General features: G+C 68.0%; 22 protein-coding genes. 8 read left to right on the plus strand and 14 right to left on the minus strand.

Going from position 1 to position 21,231, the window contains the following annotated elements; genetic code table 11:
• Window positions 1-11 precede the first annotated feature (11 nt).
• From WS49_RS08640 to WS49_RS08650, 3 genes are all read right to left on the minus strand, one after another.
• On the minus strand, window positions 12-1,358 hold the full coding sequence (locus WS49_RS08640; RefSeq protein ID WP_059526563.1) for an ABC transporter ATP-binding protein: 1,347 nt from the start codon (window positions 1,356-1,358) through the stop codon (window positions 12-14).
• A gap of 11 nt (window positions 1,359-1,369) precedes the next feature.
• Window positions 1,370-3,124: an ABC transporter permease gene (locus WS49_RS08645; protein WP_059526566.1), complete on the minus strand. Its 1,755-nt coding sequence runs from the start codon at window positions 3,122-3,124 to the stop codon at window positions 1,370-1,372.
• 80 nt (window positions 3,125-3,204) lie between these two features.
• Window positions 3,205-3,429: a hypothetical protein gene (locus WS49_RS08650; protein WP_059526569.1), complete on the minus strand. Its 225-nt coding sequence runs from the start codon at window positions 3,427-3,429 to the stop codon at window positions 3,205-3,207.
• Window positions 3,430-3,684: 255 nt separating this feature from the next.
• On the opposite strand from WS49_RS08650, the gene WS49_RS08655 reads away from it, so the two are divergent.
• The 3 genes from WS49_RS08655 to WS49_RS08665 all read left to right on the plus strand — a co-directional run bounded on the left by WS49_RS08655 (window position 3,685) and on the right by WS49_RS08665 (window position 6,250).
• Complete coding sequence (locus tag WS49_RS08655) at window positions 3,685-4,629, plus strand: metallophosphoesterase family protein (RefSeq protein ID WP_059526571.1); 945 nt, start codon at window positions 3,685-3,687, stop codon at window positions 4,627-4,629.
• A gap of 23 nt (window positions 4,630-4,652) precedes the next feature.
• The gene (locus WS49_RS08660; protein WP_059527173.1) at window positions 4,653-4,994 is read left to right on the plus strand and encodes a cupredoxin domain-containing protein; all 342 of its coding nucleotides are present in this window, start codon (window positions 4,653-4,655) and stop codon (window positions 4,992-4,994) included.
• A 116-nt stretch (window positions 4,995-5,110) separates the two neighbouring features.
• Window positions 5,111-6,250, plus strand: a complete 1,140-nt coding sequence (locus WS49_RS08665; RefSeq protein ID WP_059526574.1) for a patatin-like phospholipase family protein — start codon at window positions 5,111-5,113, stop codon at window positions 6,248-6,250.
• A gap of 27 nt (window positions 6,251-6,277) precedes the next feature.
• Here the strand turns inward: WS49_RS08665 and WS49_RS08670 are convergent, their stop codons facing one another.
• Window positions 6,278-6,982 (minus strand): SDR family oxidoreductase, encoded by a 705-nt coding sequence (locus WS49_RS08670; RefSeq protein ID WP_059526577.1) that lies wholly within the window; start codon window positions 6,980-6,982, stop codon window positions 6,278-6,280.
• Between the two features lie 121 nt (window positions 6,983-7,103).
• Between WS49_RS08670 and gcvA the strand changes: the two genes are divergently transcribed.
• From gcvA to WS49_RS08685, 3 genes are all read left to right on the plus strand, one after another.
• Window positions 7,104-8,003, plus strand: coding sequence for a transcriptional regulator GcvA (gene gcvA, locus WS49_RS08675; RefSeq protein ID WP_059526580.1), 900 nt, complete (start codon window positions 7,104-7,106; stop codon window positions 8,001-8,003).
• A gap of 144 nt (window positions 8,004-8,147) precedes the next feature.
• Window positions 8,148-8,456, plus strand: a complete 309-nt coding sequence (locus WS49_RS08680; RefSeq protein ID WP_044846683.1) for an ArsR/SmtB family transcription factor — start codon at window positions 8,148-8,150, stop codon at window positions 8,454-8,456.
• Between the two features lie 71 nt (window positions 8,457-8,527).
• Window positions 8,528-9,589, plus strand: coding sequence for an alkene reductase (locus WS49_RS08685; RefSeq protein WP_059526583.1), 1,062 nt, complete (start codon window positions 8,528-8,530; stop codon window positions 9,587-9,589).
• Window positions 9,590-9,604: 15 nt separating this feature from the next.
• Here the strand turns inward: WS49_RS08685 and WS49_RS08690 are convergent, their stop codons facing one another.
• Window positions 9,605-10,132, minus strand: coding sequence for a GNAT family N-acetyltransferase (locus WS49_RS08690; protein WP_059526586.1), 528 nt, complete (start codon window positions 10,130-10,132; stop codon window positions 9,605-9,607).
• A gap of 83 nt (window positions 10,133-10,215) precedes the next feature.
• Between WS49_RS08690 and WS49_RS08695 the strand changes: the two genes are divergently transcribed.
• A complete protein-coding gene (locus WS49_RS08695) occupies window positions 10,216-10,827 on the plus strand; it encodes a LysE family translocator (RefSeq protein WP_059526588.1) in 612 nt (203 codons plus the stop codon).
• 90 nt (window positions 10,828-10,917) lie between these two features.
• On the opposite strand, the gene WS49_RS08700 is transcribed toward WS49_RS08695, so the two are convergent.
• Entirely contained in the window at window positions 10,918-11,346 is a 429-nt protein-coding gene (locus WS49_RS08700; protein ID WP_059526591.1) for a hypothetical protein, read from the minus strand.
• Between the two features lie 249 nt (window positions 11,347-11,595).
• A complete protein-coding gene (locus tag WS49_RS08705; RefSeq protein WP_156441365.1) occupies window positions 11,596-12,528 on the minus strand; it encodes a phosphatidylinositol-specific phospholipase C in 933 nt (310 codons plus the stop codon).
• Between the two features lie 6 nt (window positions 12,529-12,534).
• Between WS49_RS08705 and WS49_RS08710 the strand changes: the two genes are divergently transcribed.
• On the plus strand, window positions 12,535-13,557 hold the full coding sequence (locus tag WS49_RS08710) for a LacI family DNA-binding transcriptional regulator (RefSeq protein ID WP_059526594.1): 1,023 nt from the start codon (window positions 12,535-12,537) through the stop codon (window positions 13,555-13,557).
• 9 nt (window positions 13,558-13,566) lie between these two features.
• On the opposite strand, the gene WS49_RS08715 is transcribed toward WS49_RS08710, so the two are convergent.
• The 7 genes from WS49_RS08715 to WS49_RS08745 all read right to left on the minus strand — a co-directional run bounded on the left by WS49_RS08715 (window position 13,567) and on the right by WS49_RS08745 (window position 21,221).
• On the minus strand, window positions 13,567-14,427 hold the full coding sequence (locus tag WS49_RS08715; protein ID WP_059527180.1) for a carbohydrate ABC transporter permease: 861 nt from the start codon (window positions 14,425-14,427) through the stop codon (window positions 13,567-13,569).
• Window positions 14,424-15,293: a carbohydrate ABC transporter permease gene (locus WS49_RS08720; protein WP_059526597.1), complete on the minus strand. Its 870-nt coding sequence runs from the start codon at window positions 15,291-15,293 to the stop codon at window positions 14,424-14,426. Before WS49_RS08720 ends, WS49_RS08715 begins: the two co-directional genes overlap by 4 nt.
• Window positions 15,294-15,327: 34 nt before the next feature.
• The gene (locus WS49_RS08725; RefSeq protein WP_059526600.1) at window positions 15,328-16,566 is read right to left on the minus strand and encodes an ABC transporter substrate-binding protein; all 1,239 of its coding nucleotides are present in this window, start codon (window positions 16,564-16,566) and stop codon (window positions 15,328-15,330) included.
• Between the two features lie 187 nt (window positions 16,567-16,753).
• The gene (locus WS49_RS08730; protein ID WP_059526602.1) at window positions 16,754-17,962 is read right to left on the minus strand and encodes a porin; all 1,209 of its coding nucleotides are present in this window, start codon (window positions 17,960-17,962) and stop codon (window positions 16,754-16,756) included.
• Between the two features lie 171 nt (window positions 17,963-18,133).
• Window positions 18,134-19,072 carry a helix-turn-helix domain-containing protein gene (locus WS49_RS08735; protein ID WP_059527184.1) on the minus strand — a complete coding sequence of 313 codons (939 nt, stop codon included), beginning with the start codon at window positions 19,070-19,072 and terminating at the stop codon, window positions 18,134-18,136.
• Between the two features lie 59 nt (window positions 19,073-19,131).
• Window positions 19,132-19,722, minus strand: coding sequence for a DUF3156 family protein (locus tag WS49_RS08740; RefSeq protein WP_059526604.1), 591 nt, complete (start codon window positions 19,720-19,722; stop codon window positions 19,132-19,134).
• Window positions 19,719-21,221, minus strand: a complete 1,503-nt coding sequence (locus WS49_RS08745) for an APC family permease (protein ID WP_059526608.1) — start codon at window positions 21,219-21,221, stop codon at window positions 19,719-19,721. The genes WS49_RS08740 and WS49_RS08745 overlap by 4 nt, the downstream gene beginning before the upstream one ends.
• Between the last annotated feature and the right edge of the window lie 10 nt (window positions 21,222-21,231).

The following is a 21,231-nucleotide window of genomic DNA, read 5'->3' on the forward strand; positions in this document are numbered from 1 at the left end:
GGGCGCGGGCGTCAGCTCTCGACATCTTCGAGACTGAACACCTCCGTCTTGTCGTTGTACGAGAAGACTTCGCCGTAACGCCCCCAGTCGATCACCGCGTCGAGCGTTTCCTCGGCCGCCTCGTCCGACAGGAAATCCTCCAGCTCCTGCTCGAAACGCACACGCGGCGCGCGATGGCCGGGGCGTTCGTTCAGCACCTTCCTGATTCGCGCGGCGAGCGGCACGTGCTTCAGCAGGTGATCCGCGAACATCAACTTGCGCTCCTGCGTGCCGAACTCCGCGAACACGCGCGCGGGCGGCGTGAGGAATACGTCACCTTCGCGCACGTCGGCGAAGCCGAGGTATTGCAGCACTTCTGCGATCGGGAACAGTTCGTCCACTTCCAGATGCAGCGTGCGCGCGATTTCCGGCATGTCGGCGCGGCCGTGATACGGCGCCATCGCGAGCGTCTCGATCAGGCCGGCCATCAGGTTGGTCGACACGCGCGGCATCCAGCTGCCGAGCTCAAGCCCCTTCTTCGTCGCCTCGCCGGTCTGGCGTGCGGTCATCTTCGCGTAAATGTCGTCGACGAGCTTGCGGAAGGCTGGATCCAGTCGGTTGCGCGGATGCTTGAACGGCACCTTGATTTCGGCGATCACGCGGCCCGGGTTCGACGACAGCACCAGAATGCGGTCGCACATGAACACCGCTTCCTCGATGTTGTGCGTGACGATCAGCACCGACTTGATCGGCATGCGGCCTTGCGTCCACAGATCGAGCAGGTCGGTGCGCAGCGTTTCGGCCGTCAGCACGTCGAGCGCCGAGAACGGCTCGTCCATCAGCAGGATCGTCGGGTCGACGACGAGCGCACGCGCGAAGCCCACGCGCTGACGCATGCCGCCCGACAGCTCGCGCGGGTATGCGTTCTCGAAGCCGTCGAGACCGATCAGGTCGATCGCGGCGAGCGCGCGTTCGCGCCGCTCGCGCGCGCCGACGCCGAGCGCTTCCAGCCCGGCTTCCACGTTCTGCAGCACGGTCAGCCATGGAAACAGCGCGAAGGTCTGGAACACCATCGCGACGCCTTCGGCCGGGCCGGTCAGCGGCTTGCCGAGGTAGGTCACTTCACCGCCGGTCGGCTCGATCAGCCCCGCGATGATCCGCAGCAGCGTGGACTTGCCCGAGCCGGAGCGGCCGAGCAGTCCGACGATCTCGCCTTCGCGCAGCGACAGGTTCGCGTCGTCGAGCACGAGCAGTTCGCCTTGCGTCTTGTTGAAGCCGCGGCAGACGTGATCGACGCGCAGGATTTCCTCACCGAGGCGCGGCGGCTGAAGCGGCTGGGACGTCTGGGCGGGGGCATTGATTACGGTCGAATTTTGCATCGCGCTTACTCTCAATCGAGACGGAGCCGGGATTCCGCATAGGCGTACATCGGACGCCACAGCAGGCGGTTGAACAAGGTGACGAACAGGGACATCACGGCGATGCCCAGGATGATCTTCGGGAAGTCGCCGGCCGCGGTCGTCTGGGCGATATACGAGCCGAGGCCGTGCGCGACGACCTTCGTGTCGCCCCACTGCACGAACTCGGACACGATGCTCGCATTCCACGCGCCGCCCGACGCGGTGATCGCGCCGGTCACGTAATACGGGAAGATGCCGGGCAGCATCGCCTGCCGCCACCACTGCCAGCCGCGAATGCGAAAATTCTTCGTCGCCTCCTTGTAGTCGTTCGGATAGGACATCGCGCCGGCGATCACGTTGAACAGGATGTACCACTGCGTGCCGAGCACGATCAGCGGCGACAACCAGATGTCCGCATTCAGATGGAAGTGGACGATCACGATCACGAACACCGGAAACAGCAGGTTCGCCGGGAACGCGGCGAGGAACTGCGCGAGCGGCTGGATCTTCTCGGCCAGCGCGGGGCGCAACCCGATCAGCACGCCGAGCGGCACCCAGACCACCGACGCGATCGCGATCAGCACGATCACACGCAGCAGCGTGATCAACCCGAGCGTCAGCACGTGGCCGACCTCGCTCATCGTCACGCCGGTCGCGACGAAGCTGACGACGCGCCACGCGACGTACACGGTCATCAGGATCACGAACGTTCCCCACACGATGTCGCCGACGCGCGACGACCCGCGCGCCGACGTGCCGCGCGAACGCCTGCCCGCAAGCGCCGGCACGCGCAGCGGAATCCGTGCGGCCTGCGACAGCAGCCAGCCGGCCGGCACCAGCAGCTGATGGATCAGGTGCGTGCGGCGCAGCATGTCGAGCAGCCAGGACTGCGGCGCATCGCCCGACGCGGTGTTCTCCATCCGGAACTTGTCGGCCCATGCGACGAGCGGACGGAACAGGAACTGGTCGTACGCGAGAATCACGACCGACATCGCGACGATCACCCAGCCCACCGCGCCGAGGTTCTTGTCCGAGATCGCCTGCGCGAGATACGCACCGATCCCGGGCAGCGTGATGGTCTGGTTGCCGACGGTGATGGCCTCGGATGCGACGACGAAGAACCAGCCGCCCGACATCGACATCATCATGTTCCAGATCAGCCCCGGCATCGAGAACGGCACCTCGAGCTTCCAGAAGCGCTGCCACGACGTCAGGTGGAAGCCGCGCGACACTTCGCTCAGGTCGCGCGGCACCGTGCGCAGCGACTGATAGAAGCTGAACGTCATGTTCCACGCCTGGCTCGTGAAGATCGCGAAGATCGCCGCGAGCTCGGCGCCGAGCACGCGGCCCGGGAACAGTGCAAGGAAGAACGTGACCGTAAACGAGATATAGCCGAGCACCGGCACCGACTGCAGGATGTCGAGAATCGGGATCAGCACCATGCCGGCGCGGCGGCTTTTCGCGGCGAGCGTGCCGTAGATCAGCGTGAACGCGAGCGACGCGACCATCGCGGCGAGCATCCGCAGCGTGGTGCGCAACGCGTATTCGGGCAGGTTCGACGGATCGAGCGAGATCTTCTGCGTCTGCAGGGTCGCGATCGGCGCCATCGTCTCGTGGAAGCCGACGATCGCCATCGCGAGTATGCCGATGATCAGCGGAAACGCGACCGCATCCCAGCGGTTGGGGAGCACGCGCCACGCGGACGCGTTGGCGGTGCGATTCGGATCGAAGAAACTGATGTCCATCGGTAGCGTCTGGTTCGAATTGAAAATCGATGGGATCGGCCGCGTGCCGCGCGGCCGGGTATGGCATCGGCCGGCGCGGCTCAGAACAACGTGCGAATCGCCCGGTGCAGTGCCGCCGACAGCGCGACGAAGCGCGGCACGATCGGCAGGACCGAACGTTCCTTGACCGGACCCGGATCCGCGCTCGGGCGAGCGTCGACATGAACGATGCCGCAGGCAACGCTCGGAAAGAACGATGCGAGGCCGACGGTGCGCGTGCTTCGACCGCCCGCACCACGGGTTTCCGTTGCCGCGAGATTCGGCATGAGGGGCTCCGGAGAGGTGATTCGGTGTCGCAGGCTATCGGGCGAACATGACGCAAACGTGACGTGTCACTTACAGGACATTGACAGGTCATCCGTCAGCGATCCGTCATCGCGCCGCAAGGCTCGAACGGCCGCATCGGGCCTCGCAAATAAACGGGAATAAATCCGTCGCCGCATCGGTATGGCATGCGAAGGCGCCGGCTAATTCCAGGACGATCCGGCCGTCCGGTTCCGTCATACGAATGCGAGGCAAACATGTCTTCATCGACTCCCACCCGCCCGTCGCGCCGCAAGGCCCTGCAATGCATGGCGTTCGGCGGCCTCGGCACGCTGTTTACGCTGTCGGGCGGCATCCTCACGCCGTTCGATCTCGCGCTCGCGCAAAGCGGCGCCGCGCTCCCCGCGAATGCGGGCCGGCCGCTGTTCGTGCAGATCAGCGACACGCACATCGGCTTCAACAAGGACGCGAATCCCGACGTCGCGGCCACGCTGCGGCAGACCATCGATCTGGTCAACGGAATGCCTGCCACGCCCGCGCTCGCGATCCATACCGGCGACATCACGCACCTGTCCAAGGCGGAAGAATTCGATCACGCGTCGCAACTGCTGTCCGGGCTGCGCGTGCCCGAGCTGCACACGGTGCCCGGCGAACACGATGTGACCGATGGCTCGGGCGCCGAGTATTTCAGCCGGTTCGGCAAGGCGTCCGACAACCGCGGCTACTACAGCTTCGATCACGCGGGCGTGCACTTCGTCGCACTCGTCAACGTGATGCACTTCAAGCCGAACGGGCTCGGCAGCTTCGGCGACGAACAACTCGCGTGGCTCGCGCAGGATCTGAAGGGGCAATCGTCGAGCACGCCGATCGTCGTGTTTTCGCACATGCCGATGTGGACCATCTACGAGCCGTGGGGCTGGGGCACCGGCGACGCGCCGCAGACGATGGCGCTGCTGCGCCGCTTCGGCTCGGTCACCGTGCTGAACGGGCACATCCACCAGATCGTGTCGAAGGTCGAGGGCAACGTGACGTTCCACACCGCGCGCTCCACCGCGTTCCCGCAGCCGACCGCCGGCAACGGCCCGGGCCCGGTGCCGCTCACGGTGCCGCACGACCGGCTGCCCGCGATGCTCGGCGTGACGACCGTCGACTTGGCCGGCCATCCCGTCGCGGCGTCGCTGCACGACACGACGCTGGCCTGATGCCGACATACAAGGAGACCGACATGACCTTCCTCAAGCCCTCGACGTTGGCAGCAACACTCATCCTGAGCGCGGCTGCCGTCGGCACGCCGCTCGCCGCATGCGCGCAGACCCCGGCCGGCCCGCTCGTGACGATCCGCAATTTCATGTTTTCGCCGATGTCGACCACGATCAAGGCCGGCACGACGGTCACGTGGAAAAACCTCGACGCGGAACCGCATACCGTCGTCAACGACGCGGGCATCTTCCATTCGAAAGCGCTCGACCAGGACGAAACCTACTCGTTCCGTTTCGACAAGCCGGGGGTCTACAAGGTGTTCTGCGGGATTCATCCGTACATGAAGGAGACCATCACCGTGGAATGACGCGGCGCGCCGCAAGGCCCCGCGAACATCCGGCACCGCGGACGCTGCCCGACGATCGCCTACACTGGTTCCATCCGGCCGGCCCCCGCCGGCCGTCACCGACCACGAGGCAAGCGATGACGGCAAGTCAACCCGCACATCCGAAACTGCCGGGCCAGGTCGTGCTCGTGCTCCAGGGCGGCGGCGCGCTGGGCGCATACCAGCTCGGCGTATTCGAGGCGATGGATGCGGCGGGCATTCAGCCCGACTGGGTCATCGGCACGTCGATCGGCGCGATCAACGCGGCGCTGATCGCCGGCAACGCGCCCGGACACCGCGCGCAACGGATGGCCGAATTCTGGCGACACGTCACCGACCGGCCCGCCGTGAACGTGCCGGGCTTCCCGACGAGCTGGGACAAGATCGGCTCGGAACTCGCGGTCATCGGCGCGGGCCTCCCGGGATTCTTCCGGCCGAATCCCGCTGCGTGGTTCGGGCCGCTGGCGCGGGTCGGCGTCGAGCGCGCGTCGTACTACGTGGTCGAGCCGCTGCGCGACACGCTGGCGTCGCTCGTCGATCTCGACCTGCTGAACGCGGGCCGGCCGCGACTGACCGTCGGCGCGGTCAACGCGTGCACGGGCACGATGCGCTATTTCGATTCGCGCGACCGGCCGCTCGGCATCGACCATGTGATGAGTTCGGGTGCGCTGCCGCCCGCGTTCCCGGCCGTGCGGGTCGACGGCACGCCCTACTGGGACGGCGGCATCTATTCGAATACGCCGGTCGAGGTCGTGCTGGACGACGCGCCGCGCCGCAGCTCGATCATCTTCTCGGTGCAGATGTGGAATCCGGTCGGGCCGGAGCCGCAAAGCATCTGGCAGGTGTCGGAGCGGCAGAAGGACATCCAGTACGCGAGCCGCACGGACAGCAACATCGCGCGGCAGCAGCAGATTCACCGGCTGCGCCACGTGATCCGGGAACTGGTCATGCGGCTGCCCGAGGCGGAGCGCACGACGGCCGATGTGAAGGCACTCGCCGCGTGGGGCTGCCAGACCACGATGCACGTGATCAAGCTCGCGGCGCCGCGGCTCGACGGCGACGATCAGTGGAAGGACATCGATTTCACACCCGCCGGCATCGCGGCCCGCCGGCAGGCCGGGTTCGACGCGACGATGCAGGCGATCGCCGCGCGGCCCTGGGACCTGCCGATGGACCCGACGGAAGGGCTCAGCGTCTGGAGTCCGGAAGAAAACCGGATCGGCGAGCGGCACAACTGATGGCGCGGGCGGCGCGCCCCCTTCCGCTTACAGTGCGCGCACGATCCCGCCGTCGACGCGGATGTTCTGCCCGGTGATGTAGCCGGCGCCTTCCGACAGCAGGAACGTCACGGTCTGCGCGATCTCCTGCGTCCTGCCGAAGCGGCCGACCGGAATGCGGGCGACGATCTCGGGCGTCTCCGGCCAGCTGTCGATGAAGCCCGGCAGCACCGAATTGATGCGGATGTTGTCCTTCGCATACCGATCGGCGTACAGGCGCGTGACGGAGCTCAGCGCCGCGCGCAGCGCGGACGACACCGGCATCGCCAGCTCGGGCGCGTCGGCCGCGAAGCTCGAAATGTTGACCACCGCGCCGCCGCCCTGCTTCAGGAAGACGGGCGTCACCCGGCGCAGCACGCGAACGACGTTGAGCACGATCAGGTCGAGCCCTGCGTGCCACTGGTCGTCCTCGATGGCGAGCAGGTCGCCCTTCGGCGGATGCCCGGTGTTGTTGACGACCGCGTCGATGCGGCCGTACTTCGCGAGCGTCCCGTTCACGAAACGCTCGATGTCGGCGTCTTCGGTGACGGACCCCGCCATGCCGAAACCGCCGAGTTCCCCGGCAAGCTCGACCGCGCTGCCGGACGGCGACATCAGCGCGACACGATAGCCGTTGCTCGCAAGATCCCGCGCGATCGCGGCGCCCATGCCCTTGCCCGCCGCCGTCACCAATGCCACTTTCTCTACAGTCATGCCGTTCTCCCGGATAGGTCGGCTCAATGCCGCGATCATCGTCCTGAAGCGTTACTCTAGGACTCTATAATCGCCGTGTCGAACGATGATTTCTCCACCCACACTGTAGATTTTCTACTGCATGAAGGCTTTGTCGCGTACCCGCCGATTCCCGCCGCTCAATGCGCTTCGCACGTTCGAGGCCGCCGCGCGCCACCTCAATTTCCGGCTGGCCGCCGACGAGCTCGGCGTGACCCAGGGCGCGGTGGCGCAGCAGGTCAGGCATCTGGAGGACGTCGTGGAAATTCAGCTGTTCCGGCGGCTGCCCAGGGGGCTGGCGCTGACGCGCGAAGGGCTCGAGTATTTTTCGTCGGTCCAGCGCGCGCTGCAGATCATCGCCGATGCCACGGACGCCCTGGGCCAGCGTCCCATGGTCCTGGCGGTCAGCACGACGCCGTCGTTCGCGTCGAAGTGGCTGATCCCGCGCCTGTCGGACTTCGGTCGCCTGCACCCCGACATCGAGGTTCGCGTCATCGCCGACGAGCGCCTTGCGTCGTTCCGCGCCGACGGCGTCGACATCGCGATCCGGCTCGGCAAGCCCCCGTTCCCGGCCGGCCTGGTCGCGCAATTGCTGTTTCCGCTCGACATCTTCGCGGTCGCCAGCCCGACACTGCTCGACAGCAGCCCGCCGATCCGCACCCCCGCGGACTTGTCGAAGCATGCGCTGTTGCACGACGCGCACGACCTGTGGCCGGAGTTCATCGAGAAGCTCGGCGGAACGGGGCAGGCCGATCCGACGAAAGGGCCGCGGTTCAGCCAGTCGCTGCTCGCCATCGACGCCGCCGTCGCGGGTCAAGGCATCGCGCTGACCAGCGAGCCGCTCGTCGAACGCGATATCGCGGAAGGCCGGCTGCGCCGCGTGTTCGATTTTTCGTTTCCGATGTCGCTCGGGTTTTACGTCGTCTTTCCGCAGGCCAATGCCCATTCGGAAGCGCTCGAGGCCATGCGGCGGTGGCTGTTCGCGCAGTATGGGGGCGCGTGATTCGCCGATGCTCCGGCCGACCGACAACCCCACTTGCATCAGTGCCTTCGCGTATATCGCACTTTTCCGATATATGATTCGCCCATCGACGATACCCGTTTGCGCCGGTTTTCCGGCCGAACGCCCCGAACACCACCCCTTTCCATGCCGACCGAACTCGACATCGACGCGATCCTGAAAGCGCTTTCGAACCCCGTGCGCCGGGAAATCCTCGTCTGGCTGAAAACGCCGGGCGCGCATTTCCCGGAGCAGACGCTGCCGTACGACCACGGCGTCTGTGCCGGGCAGATCGATGCGCGCTGCGGGCTGTCGCAGTCGACCGTCTCCGCGCACCTTGCGACGCTGCAGCGCGCGGGGCTCGTGACGTCGACGCGGATCGGCCAGTGGGCGTTCTTCCAGCGCAACGAGGCCGTCATCGACGCATTTCTCGACGCCCTGCGCCGCGAACTCTGACCCAGGCCATGCGGGCCGCACGCCGCACACGACGCGGCGGTAAGCCCGCCTTTCTGAAAAGGTTATCTGCCATGCCCACCCTGTTCGATCCCGTTACCCTCGGCGACCTGACGCTGCCGAACCGCGTCGTGATGGCGCCGCTCACCCGTGCCCGCGCAGGCAGCGCGCGCGTGCCCAACGACCTGATGGCCCGCTATTACGCCGAGCGCGCGTCGGCCGGCCTGATCATCAGCGAAGCGACCTCGGTCACGCCGCAGGGCGTCGGCTACGCGGACACGCCGGGCATCTGGTCCGACGAGCAGGTGGAAGGCTGGAAGCGCGTGACGCAGGCCGTGCACGCGGCCGGCGGCCGCATCGTCCTGCAGCTCTGGCACGTCGGCCGGATCTCGGATCCGATGTTTTTGAACGGCGACCTGCCGGTCGCGCCGAGCGCGATCGCCGCGGGCGGTCACGTGAGCCTCGTGCGGCCGCCGCGCCCGTTCGTGACGCCGCGCGCGCTCGAACTCGATGAAATTCCGGGCATCGTCGCCGCATACCGCAAGGGCGCCGAAAACGCGAAGAAGGCCGGCTTCGACGGCGTCGAGATCCACGGCGCGAACGGCTACCTGCTCGACCAGTTCCTGCAGGACAGCACCAACCTCCGGACCGACGCGTACGGCGGCCCGATCGAGAACCGCGCGCGCCTGCTGCTCGAAGTGGTCGACGCGGCGATCGACGTGTGGGGTGCGGGCCGTGTCGGCGTGCATCTCGCGCCGCGCGGCGACGCGCATACGATGGGCGATTCCGACCCGGCCGCGACGTTCGGTTACGTCGCGCGCGAACTCGGCCGCCGCAAGATCGCGTTCATCTTCACGCGTGAATCGTATTCGGGCGACCAGTTGAGCCCGCGTCTGAAGGAGGCGTTCGGCGGCCCGCTGATCGCGAACGAGCAGTTCACGCTCGAATCGGCGCAGAAAACGCTCGCGAGCGGCCACGCCGACGCGATCGCGTGGGGCAAGCTGTTCATCGCGAACCCGGACCTGCCGCGCCGCCTCGAGCTCGGCGCGCCGCTGAACAAGCCGGTGCCGGAGACGTTCTACGCCGAAGGCGAAACGGGTTACACCGACTACCCGGCGCTCAGCGACGCGGCCTGACGGCCGGCGGCGTGTTCATGCGCGCACGTCCGCGCGCATGAACACGCGCTGCGCTTCGTCGAGCCCGCGTGCGACGTGATGCGCGCGAATCGCGCGCAACGTGTCGTCGAGCGATGCGTCGTCGATGATGACGAAGCCGAGGCGCGCGTAGTACGGTGCATTCCACGGCGCGTCGCGGAACGTCGACAGCACGACCTCGGCGACGCCGTCTTGCGCGGCGCGCGTCATGATCCGTTCGATCAGGCGCGCGCCGATCCGCTGCCCCGCGTGCGACGGCGCGACATCCAGCTCCTCCAGATAAAGCCGCCGCACATCGAGCAGCCGGTAGAACGCAAAACCCACGCACGTCCCCGCTTCGTCCGTCGCGACATACGCGCGACCGTCGTCGATGCGCATCCGCACGTCGGCCGCATCGGTCGGCTCGCCGTCGGCGATGTCGGGCATGCCGATGTCGCGAAAGCGCTGGGCAGCGGCCACTTCCACGGCGGCCATCGCGGCCGCGTCTTCCCGCGTGGCGGGACGAATCCGGATCGATACTGTCATCACGACGAGGTGGGCAGACGGGAACGGCCGTCACTATAATCGAAAGTTCATACGTTTCGAACGCCCTGCCCACGAGGTTCGTCATGACGCTGTCCGCGCTCGCCGTGTTCGCCATCGCCCTGCTCGTCACCGCCGGCACGCCCGGCCCGAGCGTCGCCGCGCTCGTCGCGCGCGTGCTGACGAACGGCGTGCGAGACGTGCTGCCGTTCCTCGCCGCGATGTGGATCGGCGAGGCGCTGTGGCTCACGCTCGCGGTTGCCGGGCTGTCCGCGTTCGCGCGCACGTTCGAGACGGGCATGCTCGTACTGAAGCTGCTCGGCGTCGCGTACCTGCTGTTTCTCGCGTGGAAGATGTGGACCGCGCCGACCGACACGAAGGCCGGCGACCTGCCGCGCGGCCAGTCGCCGTGGCGCATGTTCGTCGCGGGCACGCTGGTCACGCTCGGCAATCCGAAGATCATGCTCTTCTATCTCGCGCTGTTGCCGACGATCGTCGACCTGACGCACGTCGGTGTCCTCGCGTGGGCCGAGCTCGTCGGCACGATGCTCGCGGTCCTGATCCTGGCCGACTGCTTCTGGTCGCTGCTCGCGTCGCGTGCGCGTGCGTTCCTCACGTCCGCACGCGCTAAGCGGATCGCGAACCGCACCAGCGCGACGGCGATGGCCGGTGCGGCGGTGGCGATCGCGACGCGCTGAACGGCGCGGCCGCACGCGCATCCGCACGACGTCTCGTGGTTGCGAAACGGGGCGGACCGCCACGCCCGCCCGTCAGCGCACGACGGCGCGTTACGGCGTCCCGGCGCTGCAGCAATACGCGAGCAGGAACGTCGCGGTGCCCGCGTCGCCCTGCACGATCGCGCGCATGTCGCCGTTCAGCTTCGCCATCGCCGCCGTCACGTAATCCGGTGCGGGCAGCTTCGCCGTATTGAAGTCGTGTACCGCAACCGCGACCGGCTTGTTGTCCTTCGTCTTCGGCGAAGCCAGCGCCCGGTCTTCCGCGGCGAATCGCTGTTCGCGCGTGGCGACTGCCCCGACCTGCCCCGCGCAATAGCCGTGCGTTCCCGACATGATGTGAATCGTGTGACCGTCGCCGCTCAATCCCGACGCGATGGTATTCAATGCCGCTGCGACGTCCCTGACGTTGCACGGGCCGTGAAAGCCCCAGATCTGCACCGCGTTCGGGGTGCCCTGCATGATGTTGACGAGCGTTGCCATGACCTCTCTCCTTGCAGTCCTGCGTCGTGGACGGTTCGCGGCGAATCGGGCGCTGCTTGTCACGACGACGTTCATGGGCCGGCGCGATGCCGGGCACACGTGCCCGTTGCCTCCCGCCGAGTTGAGAAACATCCGGATATCCGCGACGGACTCGATCGAACCGCGCTCGCCACGGACGGTTCAACCTTATCCATCGGCCTCGTTTCGCAACATGGACCGCTCGTCACACATTCGGCACCGTGCCGATCTTCACGGGCAGCGGGAATCGCGGGCCAGCCTGCGCGCGCCAGCCGGCTCGGGCACGTGATCGTTGCACGCAACCAGCGCCCGCACCAATGCCCAGTCATCGTCGTCGCAGAAATCGAGCAGCATCGCGCCATACGAACCACGTTGCGCGCGCAACCGCTCGGCGAGCCGCGCCTGAATCCCCTGCACCCTGCCGTCGCCGCGCGCGACCACCGACGGATTCGCGCCCATCCCCGTACCGCTGCAGAAATTGATCGCCCAGCGGCCGCTTTCCGGCGACGGCATGCCGGTCAGCAGCGCATCGATCGCGCGCCACTTGTAGTTGATCGATCCGGCAACGGGCACGCGGTATTCGTCCTGGATCACGAACGCCGCATCGGGATGATCGATCGTGAAGGTCGCGTTGTCGGGCCACGCGGTCAGGTCGACGCCCAGCGGCCGGCTGCTGCGGAACCGCCGCAGCAACACCACCGCGCCGCGCACGTCGCCGAGCGCCGGCAACGCGCCGCCCGCGTGCCAGCGCAACCGCGGGTGCCGCGCACGATGCGCATCGAACGTCGCATCGAAACCGCGCGTGCACGCCTGCGCCGGCCATTCGTCCTTCACCGACATCACGATGCATTCGCGCGGATGCGCATCGAGAAAACGCGCACAGTCCGCGAGCACGTCGTCGAACGACATGCCGAGCGCGATCCCGCCGTGATGGATGTCGAACGCATCGCAGCGGTGCCGGCAGCGGATGTCGAGCAGCCGCACGCCGTGCGCGAGCTGCGCGGCGAGCGGCGCGCGTTGCGTGCGCACGAGCGGATCGTCGACCGTATACGCACAGGTGTCATGGCTGCCCGGTAGGGTCAGCGTATGCAGCGGCCGCGCGTCGTCGAGCGCCGACATCCAGTCGGCCAGCGGCGTGGAAGCTTCGTATCGCGAAGGGATCATGAATCGATGACTGACAAGGAAAGAAAAACGTGGGTGACCGCGTCGGATGTCGCCGTGCGGGCCGGCGTGTCGCGCTCCGCGGTGTCGCGCGCGTTCTCGCCGACGGCGAGCATCGCACCCGAAACGCGCGAACGCGTGATGGTGGCCGCGCGTGCGCTCGGCTACCAGGTCAACCTGATCGCACGCGACATGATCACGCAGCGCAGCAGCATGATCGGCGTCGTGACGGCCGGATTCGAGAATCCGTTCCGCGCGCGGCTGCTGTCGGACCTGATGGCCGCGCTCGGCCAGCGCGCGTTCACGCCGCTCGTCACCAATGCGGACGATCCGCACCAGGTCCGGCAATCGCTCGAACGGCTGCTCAGCTACCGGATCGCGGGCCTCGTAATGACGTCCGCGTCGCCGCCGCTGTCGGTCGCGCGGCAGTATCTCGATCACCGGATTCCCGTCGTGATGATCAATCGCGAAGCGAACCTGCCGGGTGCGGACGTCGTCATCAGCGACAACGCGGCGGGTGCCGCCCATGCCGCGCAACGGCTCGTGCGGGCCGGCGCGCGCCGGCTCGCGTTCGTCGGGCCGCGCACCGCGAGCTACAGCGCACGCACACGTGCGGATGCGTTCGCGCAGGCGCTGCAACGCGGCGACGCGTTCGATGCGGCGCTCGTCCACGTGATCGATACGCACTCCGATACGCATGCATGCGGCATCGACGCCGCGCGGCAACTGTTCGCATCCGGCGAGCGCCCGGACGGCGTGTTCTGCTCGTCCGACCTGCTCGCGCTCGGCGTGATCGACGCCGCCCGCGACGCATTCGGCCTGCGCGTGCCCGACGAGGTGCGCGTGATCGGCTTCGACGACATTCCCGCCGCCGAATACGGCGCGTATCGGCTCACGACGCTGCGCCAGGACACGCAAGGCCTCGCGCACGCGGCCGTCGATCTGCTCGCCGACCGGATCCAGACGTTCGACGGCGCATCGCGCACGCGTGTCGTGCCGGTTACGCACGTGGTCCGGCACAGCTGCGCGTAACGTGTCGCGTCACTTCAGCCCGCCCGCGAAGCCGCGCAGCAGGTAGCGTTGCACGTAGCCGGCCACGGCAAGCGTCGGCAGCGACGCCAGCAGCCCCGCGCTCATCAAGTCGCCCCAGTCGATGCCGTTCTCCGTCACGTAGCCGGCGATGGCGAGCGGCAGCGTGAAGCGGCTCGGCGTCGACACGAACAGCAACGCAATCAGGAACTCGTTCCACGCGGCGATGAACACGAAGATCGCGGTCGCGATCAATCCTGGCGCGCACAGGGGCAGCACGATCTGTACGAGCCGCCGCGCGAGCCCGGCCCCGTCGATGCACGCGGCCTCCTCGTATTCGATCGGCACGTCGCGCACGAACGCGAGCAGCATCCAGATCGCCATCGGCAATGCGTAGATCTGGTAAGCGAGCATCAGCCCGAATGTCGAATCGAGCAGATGCAACCGCTTCGCGAGCGCGAACAGCGGCACCGCGATCGTGATCGGCGGCATCAGCTTCAATGCGAGCACGAGCATCAGGAACAGCACGTCCAGCCGCGCCGGAAACCGCAGCCGCACGAGCGCATACGCGGCCGGAAACGCGAGCGTCAGCGCGAGCAGCGTCGTACCGAACCCGACCAGCAGCGAATTGGCGAGCGGCACGCCGATGCCGTTCGACCAGACCGACGCGAAATGCTCGAGCGTCGGCGCGGCCGGCACGATCCGCAGCGGATGATCGAGGCGCTCGAGCGTCGGCATGAACGCCGCGCCGGCCATCCACAGGCACGGCAGCAGCAACAGCGCGAGCGCGGCGACGCGCAGAATCCACGGCGCCGCGCGACCGAACGTGGCCCCCGTTCGCGCGTGCGCGATGCCCGCGGATCGCGCCGTCATGCGCGCCGCTTGCGAACCGTCTGCCATACGTACCCCGAAACAAGCAGCGCGGACGCCGCGAGCATCAGCACCGACGCGGCGCTCGCCGGCCCGACGTCGAAGAAGCGGAAGCCAGTGTCGTAGATGTAGGTCGACAGCGTCTGCGTCGCGTTGCCGGGGCCGCCGCCCGTCAACGCATAGACCTTGTCGAACAACTTGAACGTGTCGATCGAGCGCAGCAGCAACGCGAGGCCGATCTGCGGCGCCGCGAGCGGCAGCGTGACGTCGCGCAGGCACTGCCACTCGCTCGCGCCGTCGGTGCGCGCGGCTTCGTACAGCTCCTGCGGGATCGATTGCAGCCCGGCCAGCACGATCAGGAACGCCATCGGCGTCCACTGCCACACGTCGACGAGCGCGAGCGACCACAGCGCGAGATGCGGATCGGACAGCCAGCGCACGCCTTCGATGCCGAACACGGCGAGCAGCGCGTTGAGGAAGCCGTCGAAATTGAGCCAGTTGCGCCAGATCGCCGAGCACACGAGCGTGGACAGCATCATCGGCAGGATCGCGAGCGGCAGCGCGATGCGCCGCCCCGGAAACGCGCGCACGAACAGCAGCGCGAGGCCGAAGCCGAGCGCGACTTCGACGAACGATGCCGCAATCGTGAAACGCAGGGTGTTGCCGAAGCCGGCCGCGAACGCGTCGTCGCCGAGCACGGCGCGATAGTTCGCGAGCCCCGCGAACGCGCGGCGGCCCGCCGTGTAGTCGACCTGGCAGAACGAGTCGATCAGCACCTGCGCGACCGGGTACAGCGCGAGCGCGGCCAGCACCAGGAGCGCGGGTCCGAGCAGCGCGACGAACGGCAGGCTGCGGCCGAGGGCTTTCATGCGAGGGTTCCGGCTGAAGCGTGGCGACAAGCCGTCACTTGCCGGCCGCGGCCATCGCCTGCGCGATCTTCTGCTGCGCCTGACGCAGCGCGGCGTCGGGTGCGGCCTGCCCGGTCAGCGCGAGCTGCAGCTGGTCGCCGAGAATGCTCTCGACCTGCTGCCAGTCCTTCACGCGCGGCCGCGCACGGCCGGCCTCGAGCGCCTTCAATTGATCGGGATACCAGCGGTACTGGCGCACCAGCGCCGGATCGGCGAACACGCTGCGGCGTGTCGGCGGAATGCCGATCCCGGCGAGGCGCGTTTGCGTATCGCGCGAACTCAGGTAGGCCAGGAAGTCCTGCGCGAGCTTCGCGTGCGGCGCGTCCTTCGCAATGCCCATCTGCCAGATGCCGAGCATCGGCGCCGGGCCGGCCGTCTGCCCGGGCGGCGGCTGCAGCGCGATCTGCCCGACCACGCGCGACTGCTTCGGATCGTCGAGCGCCGGAATCCACGCCGGCCACACCTCGATCGACTGCGCGGCCGTGCCGCGCTGAAGCGCATCGCGCACTTCGGCGGCGCCGTATACGTCGACGTCCTTCGGCGCGGAGGCCTTCAGCGCGAGGAACGTCTTCAGCGCGGCCTGCGACTCGCGCGAATCGATCGTCACGTTGCCGGCGCGGTCGAACACGTCGCCGCCATAAGCCCACAGGATCGGCAGGAAGCCCGTCACGACCGGGTTGCCCTTGGTGCCGCGGAACACGACGCCCGACACGCTCTTGTCCGCGCCGCCGACGGTCTGCGCGATCTTCAGCACGTCGTCCCAGTTGCGCGGCGGCTGCAGCTTGTATTTCGCGAGCAGATCCTTCCGGTACGCGAACATCTCGACGTTGCCGACGATCGGCAGCGCGTACAGCGCGCCCGCCGCGTTGCGCCCGAGCGCGACCGCCGACGGCACGAGATCGGCGTCCGCGAGCGACGCCGGCAGCGGCTTCAGCCAGCCGTTGCCGATGAATTCGGGCGCCCACGTGTCGTCCATCATCACGAGATCGTACGTGCCGGTGCCTTCGCGCATCGACAGCTTCAGCTTCTGGTACAGGTTCGCGTTCGGCAGCTTGAGCAGCTCGATGTCGGTGCCCGGATGCAGCTTGGTGAAGCCGGCGACGGCGTCGGCCAGCCCCTTGCCGTAGATGTCGTCGCGGCCCGCGATGACGAGATCCGCCGCGAAGGCGTGCGAGGCGGCAAGGGACAGCGCAACGGCGGCGGACAGCGCGCGCAGGCGGCTCAGCAAGGTCATGTGGTCTCTCTCGATCGGCGTGGTGGCGGGTCGGCCTCGCGTTGCACACGTGTGCAACGCGGGCGACGCTTCGGGCGTCCTGAAGCGAACGCCATTGTTCACGTCGATCGTTAAGAATTTGTGGCACGCGGCGAAACCGACCGGCCATCGCAGCCGGCGCCCCGCCCGCTTCGCCACGTGCACGCCGTCAGAAGTTCACGCGAATTCCGGCCATCACCGCGAGCTGCCGGCTCGAATTGCTGTTCGCGAGCACCGGAATCTGCGCGTAGTTCACCGCATTGCCGTTCGCGTCGGTGCCGAGCCCCGTGCCGCTCGCGATCTGGCCGATCGCGACCGCATACAGCGCGGTGCGCTTCGACAGGCTGTAGTTCGTGCCGACGTTGACCTGGTGAAAGCGCGTCGTGCCGCGGCCGTCCGTGTGCGCGGCGTTGAAGATGTACGCGACGCCGCCCTGCAGCGCGGGCGTGAACATGTACGTGACGTTCAGCTCGCCGACGTCGAACGTGAACGCCTGCGTGCGCGGCTGCGCGCCCGTCGGGAAATAGCGGCTGTCGCCGAGGCGCGTGTGCGTGTAGGTCAGCGCGACCGTCGCCGCGCCGAGCGTCACCGAGCCGCCGGCGCCGAACGCGCGCATCGAGCCGGCGTCCTGAAGCAGGCAGTACATCGCGCCCGGATTGCTGCACGCGAAGTCGCCGATATAGCCGTTCGCGCCGCCGAGCGCCGCGTCGAGCGGCTGGTGCAGGTCGAGATAGCCGACCGAAAACGCGACCGGCGCACGCGTGTAGGTCGCGGCGACCGCATAGCCGCGCTTCGCGGAAAAATCGCCGGCCTGCCCGCCGAAGCTGAACGTGCCGCCGAACGTCAAGCCGTTGAAGTCCGCGCTGGTGAACTTCAACGCGTTGTTGAAGTTGAACGCGGCGTTCAGGTTGTCGACGTCGCCGAGATGCGAGCCGTACGGCGTCGCCCAGTTGTTGCTCGACACGTACGCGCCGAGCATGTCCGTGTACGAATCGTATTGGCGGCCGAGGCCGAGCGTGCCGATCGAATCCTGGCGCAGCCCGACCCACGCCTGCCGGCTGAACGCCGTGCCGCCCTGCAGCGCCTGCCCGTTCGCGGACAGGAACTGCTGCTCGAGCGAAAACACCGCGTTGAGCCCGCCGCCGAGCGGCTCGGCGCCCTGGAATCCGAAGCGGGACGGCACGAGGTTGCCGCCGCCCATCTGCCATGCGTGGCCGCCGCCTGTGCTGCCATCGGCGCGCGTGAACTGCTGGTTCGTCGAATAGATGATGCCGGTGTCCACGGTACCGTACAGCGTCACGCTGCCCGAGGTTTGCGCGTGTGCGTGCATGCAACCCAGCGCGGCCGCGCTCGCGGCCAGTCTTCGTCCGATCTTCATGTCCCGCCCCTCTGATGTCATCGATTCGCAGTGCAGATCGATGGTGTTGTCGATATGGGTGACAGGACTCTATCCAGCGAAAATTCGGGACCCCTATCCCAAATCAGCAAACGATGAAGCGAACGGACGACACGCGACCATGCCCGGCGGCACGGTCGCGATGCGCGGACGTCACTCGGGACGCAAGGTTTGCGACGGCAGCTCGCCGAACAGGTCGCGATACTCGCGTGCGAAATAGCCGAGATGCGTGAAGCCCCAGCTCGCGGCGGCCTCCCCGACACCGAGTTGCTGCGCCGAGGTCGTGCGCAGCAGGCGCCGCACCGCATTCAGCCGGATCGTGCGCAGATAGCCGACGGGCGTGACGTCGGCGACGCGCTGGAAGCTCGTCTGCAGCGTGCGGCGGCTGCAGCGCAGCGCGCGGCACAGCTCGAGCACGGTGACGGGTTCCTCGGGCCGGTCGCGCAGGTGTTTCTCGCAACGGCTGACGATATCGCTGTAGGTCGCGTGCGTGATGTCGCGGCGCTCGACGCCGATGCCCTGGTCGAGCGCATCGAGGAACATGCCGAGCATCGCGTCGCGGAACATCTTGCGGGTGGCCGCGTAGTCGAGGCAGCCGGGGTTGCGCTGCGCGTCGTCGATCAGCGACGACAGCCGCGCGCCGAGCGCGACGCCTTGCGCATCCGACAGCCGCGTGACGTGCCGCAGCTTGCGCGCGCCGGCCGCGCCGAACTCGGCTTCGCACAGCTCGTCGATCATGTCCGACGCGGCGCTGATCCCGACGAGCCCCATCCCTTCCGGCGTGTGGAATTCGAAATCCTCGCCGGCGCGCAGCGCGAGTAGCGCATAGCCGTCGACCGGCTGGCCCTGGAACGTGCCGGCGAGCGGCATCGACAGCGGCACCGCGAGCGACGTGCGTCCGGCCGGCGCGAGGCCGGTTTGCGCGACACGCCGGTTGGTCGTCTCGCGGAAGAAATGGAACTCGTCGTACAGCACCTGCGTGACGGTGCCCCTGAACCGGCCCGGCGTCATCTGGCGGTAGACCTGATGCCAACCCGCGATCGCGAGCCCGTGGTCATGCACGTCTTCGTGTGAGCGTGACTGGAACAGCATCGGCATCTCCGGTGAAACCCTGAATCCACGTTGCGCCGCACGGCGCGCAACGGCACAGCTTACCCCCGCAAAATTCCGCGCAGTGCAGTTTCGAATGCAAGGCATGCCGCCGACAGCGCGGCGGCCTGCTCGCCGGTCAGGCGGACATAGCGGCGAAACGACGGCATCCGGTTCACGACCTCGCTGCCGCCGAACGGCACGACGGCGAGCGTCCAGCGCCCGTCGCGCGCGGCGATCGTACAGTCGGTCAGGTGCAGCCGGCGCAGCGCGTCGGCGAGTGACGAATCGGCGACGAGCGCGGCCACCGCCCGCACGAATCCGGGGCTGCATCCCGCTGCGGGCTCGGCCACGACACCGGTGCGCCGCAGCCAGCCGGTCTGCAGCACGCGGGCATGGCCCTGCCCGGCCGGGCCGTCCGCGCCGATCGACACCTGCACGCTGACCGTATGCATCAGGAACTGACGGTCGACGCGTTCTTCGACGGCCACGTGCACGCCATTCGGCAGCCGGGCCAGAGGTTCGGCCGCGCCGCTGCTCGCATCCCGCGCCGCGCCGAGGTCGGCCAGCACGCGCGCGGCGATCGCGCCGGGCCGGTGGCCGGGCGGCGGCGTGTCGGGCGCCGCGCGCCACCGGGCGAATGCGAGCCTCACGACGCGACGTGCTCGTTGCGCAGCACTTCCTCGACCGGCACCGGCTTGAACGGATGCCGGCGCTGCACGACGAGCGTCCAGAACAGCGCGTACAGCGCGGTGAGCCCGAGCATCGCGCCGAACGGCACGTAGATGTCGCGCGCGTTCATGCCGGGCGGCGTGATGTACCAGATCGCGAGCACGATGCCGACGCTCGACACGATCTGCGGCAGCGGGAACAACGGCGAACGATACGGACGCGGCAGGTCCGGGCGGCGGATGCGCAGCATCACGACCGACGCGGTGACGAGCAGATACGCGGTGCCCCACGCGCAGGTCGCGGCGAGCACGAGATGCAGGATGCTGTCGAGGTTGCCGTTGATCAGCCACGCATGGAAGATCGGCACGATCGCCGACGCGACGATGCCGACCACCGGCGTCTTGAAGCGCGGATGCAGATACGCGAAGCAGCGCGGCAGCGCGCCGTCGATCGCCATCCCGTACAGGATGCGCGGCAGCCCGGCCATCAGCGTGTTGATCGTCGCGGCGCCCGCGCACAGGAACGCGATGCCGAACCACACGCGGCCGAAGGGCCCAAGCACCTGCAGCGCGAACGCGGGAATCGCGCCCGGCGTGTCGAGCAGATGCGTGAGGCCGTCCGGGCTCACCGGCACGTTCGCGACCTGACGGCGGATCGCCGCGCCGTACAGGAACATGCAGATCGCGACGCCGACGAGGCCGAGCGCCATCGCGCGCGGAATCGTGCGGCCCGGCGCCTTCATTTCCGGCGCGAGCGGCGTGACGAACTCGCACCCGACGAACATGAACATCGCCATCCCGACCAGCGACAGCACCGCCGGCACCGACGTGCCGACTTCCGAGCCGCCGAACCAGCCGTCGAGATGCACGGCCGGCGCGGCAGCGAGGCCGAGGATGCCGAAGATCATCAGCGACAGCCACATGCCGGCCGTCAGCACGATCTCGAGCTTGCTGAACACCTTGATGCCGATGATGTTGGTGATCGCGAACGTGACGACGAGCCCGACGCCGACGAGCCACGAACTGTTGTGCTTCTCGAACGCGGCGTTCAGCGACTCAAAGTTCACGAGCGCCATGATGCCGCTCAGGATCGTCTCCGCCGTGCCGGCGAACACGTGCACGAGGAAATACGCGGAAATCGTGCCGGTGATCGCCCAGAAGCGGCCGAGCCCGCACGACAGGTAATCGTAAACCGAGCCCGCCGTCGGCAACATCGCGGCGGCTTCGGAGAACGTCGTCGCCTGCGCCTGCATCATCACGAACGCGATGATCATCGCGACCGCGAACGCCCAGCCGCCCATCCCGAAGCCCGACGTCGCGGTGAGGATCACCGGGCTCGCCATGATGAGGCCGACGGCGCTCGCCAGCGCGGTCGGGAAACCGACCGCGCCCGCCTTCAGCACCGTGCCGCCGCCCGCTTCAGCCGACGCACCGGCGGGCGTATCGCCCGCGGCGCCGGTCACTCCAGACCATCCCGACATCTTCGTCTCC

The organism is Burkholderia sp. RF7-non_BP4 (assembly GCF_001521935.1).
Lineage (GTDB): Bacteria > Pseudomonadota > Gammaproteobacteria > Burkholderiales > Burkholderiaceae > Burkholderia > Burkholderia diffusa.

Excerpts from the sequence above, each read along its gene's own strand:
- WS49_RS08640 (WP_059526563.1), bottom strand. The coding sequence starts at position 1,358 with ATGCAAAATTCGACCGTAATCAATGCCCCCGCCCAGACGTCCCAGCCG.
- WS49_RS08645 (WP_059526566.1), bottom strand. The coding sequence starts at position 3,124 with ATGGACATCAGTTTCTTCGATCCGAATCGCACCGCCAACGCGTCCGCG.
- WS49_RS08650 (WP_059526569.1), bottom strand. The coding sequence starts at position 3,429 with ATGCCGAATCTCGCGGCAACGGAAACCCGTGGTGCGGGCGGTCGAAGC.
- WS49_RS08655 (WP_059526571.1), top strand. The coding sequence starts at position 3,685 with ATGTCTTCATCGACTCCCACCCGCCCGTCGCGCCGCAAGGCCCTGCAA.
- WS49_RS08660 (WP_059527173.1), top strand. The coding sequence starts at position 4,653 with ATGACCTTCCTCAAGCCCTCGACGTTGGCAGCAACACTCATCCTGAGC.
- WS49_RS08665 (WP_059526574.1), top strand. The coding sequence starts at position 5,111 with ATGACGGCAAGTCAACCCGCACATCCGAAACTGCCGGGCCAGGTCGTG.
- WS49_RS08670 (WP_059526577.1), bottom strand. The coding sequence starts at position 6,982 with ATGACTGTAGAGAAAGTGGCATTGGTGACGGCGGCGGGCAAGGGCATG.
- gcvA (WP_059526580.1), top strand. The coding sequence starts at position 7,104 with ATGAAGGCTTTGTCGCGTACCCGCCGATTCCCGCCGCTCAATGCGCTT.
- WS49_RS08680 (WP_044846683.1), top strand. The coding sequence starts at position 8,148 with ATGCCGACCGAACTCGACATCGACGCGATCCTGAAAGCGCTTTCGAAC.
- WS49_RS08685 (WP_059526583.1), top strand. The coding sequence starts at position 8,528 with ATGCCCACCCTGTTCGATCCCGTTACCCTCGGCGACCTGACGCTGCCG.
- WS49_RS08690 (WP_059526586.1), bottom strand. The coding sequence starts at position 10,132 with ATGACAGTATCGATCCGGATTCGTCCCGCCACGCGGGAAGACGCGGCC.
- WS49_RS08695 (WP_059526588.1), top strand. The coding sequence starts at position 10,216 with ATGACGCTGTCCGCGCTCGCCGTGTTCGCCATCGCCCTGCTCGTCACC.
- WS49_RS08700 (WP_059526591.1), bottom strand. The coding sequence starts at position 11,346 with ATGGCAACGCTCGTCAACATCATGCAGGGCACCCCGAACGCGGTGCAG.
- WS49_RS08705 (WP_156441365.1), bottom strand. The coding sequence starts at position 12,528 with ATGATCCCTTCGCGATACGAAGCTTCCACGCCGCTGGCCGACTGGATG.
- WS49_RS08710 (WP_059526594.1), top strand. The coding sequence starts at position 12,535 with ATGACTGACAAGGAAAGAAAAACGTGGGTGACCGCGTCGGATGTCGCC.
- WS49_RS08715 (WP_059527180.1), bottom strand. The coding sequence starts at position 14,427 with ATGACGGCGCGATCCGCGGGCATCGCGCACGCGCGAACGGGGGCCACG.
- WS49_RS08720 (WP_059526597.1), bottom strand. The coding sequence starts at position 15,293 with ATGAAAGCCCTCGGCCGCAGCCTGCCGTTCGTCGCGCTGCTCGGACCC.
- WS49_RS08725 (WP_059526600.1), bottom strand. The coding sequence starts at position 16,566 with ATGACCTTGCTGAGCCGCCTGCGCGCGCTGTCCGCCGCCGTTGCGCTG.
- WS49_RS08730 (WP_059526602.1), bottom strand. The coding sequence starts at position 17,962 with ATGAAGATCGGACGAAGACTGGCCGCGAGCGCGGCCGCGCTGGGTTGC.
- WS49_RS08735 (WP_059527184.1), bottom strand. The coding sequence starts at position 19,072 with ATGCTGTTCCAGTCACGCTCACACGAAGACGTGCATGACCACGGGCTC.
- WS49_RS08745 (WP_059526608.1), bottom strand. The coding sequence starts at position 21,221 with ATGTCGGGATGGTCTGGAGTGACCGGCGCCGCGGGCGATACGCCCGCC.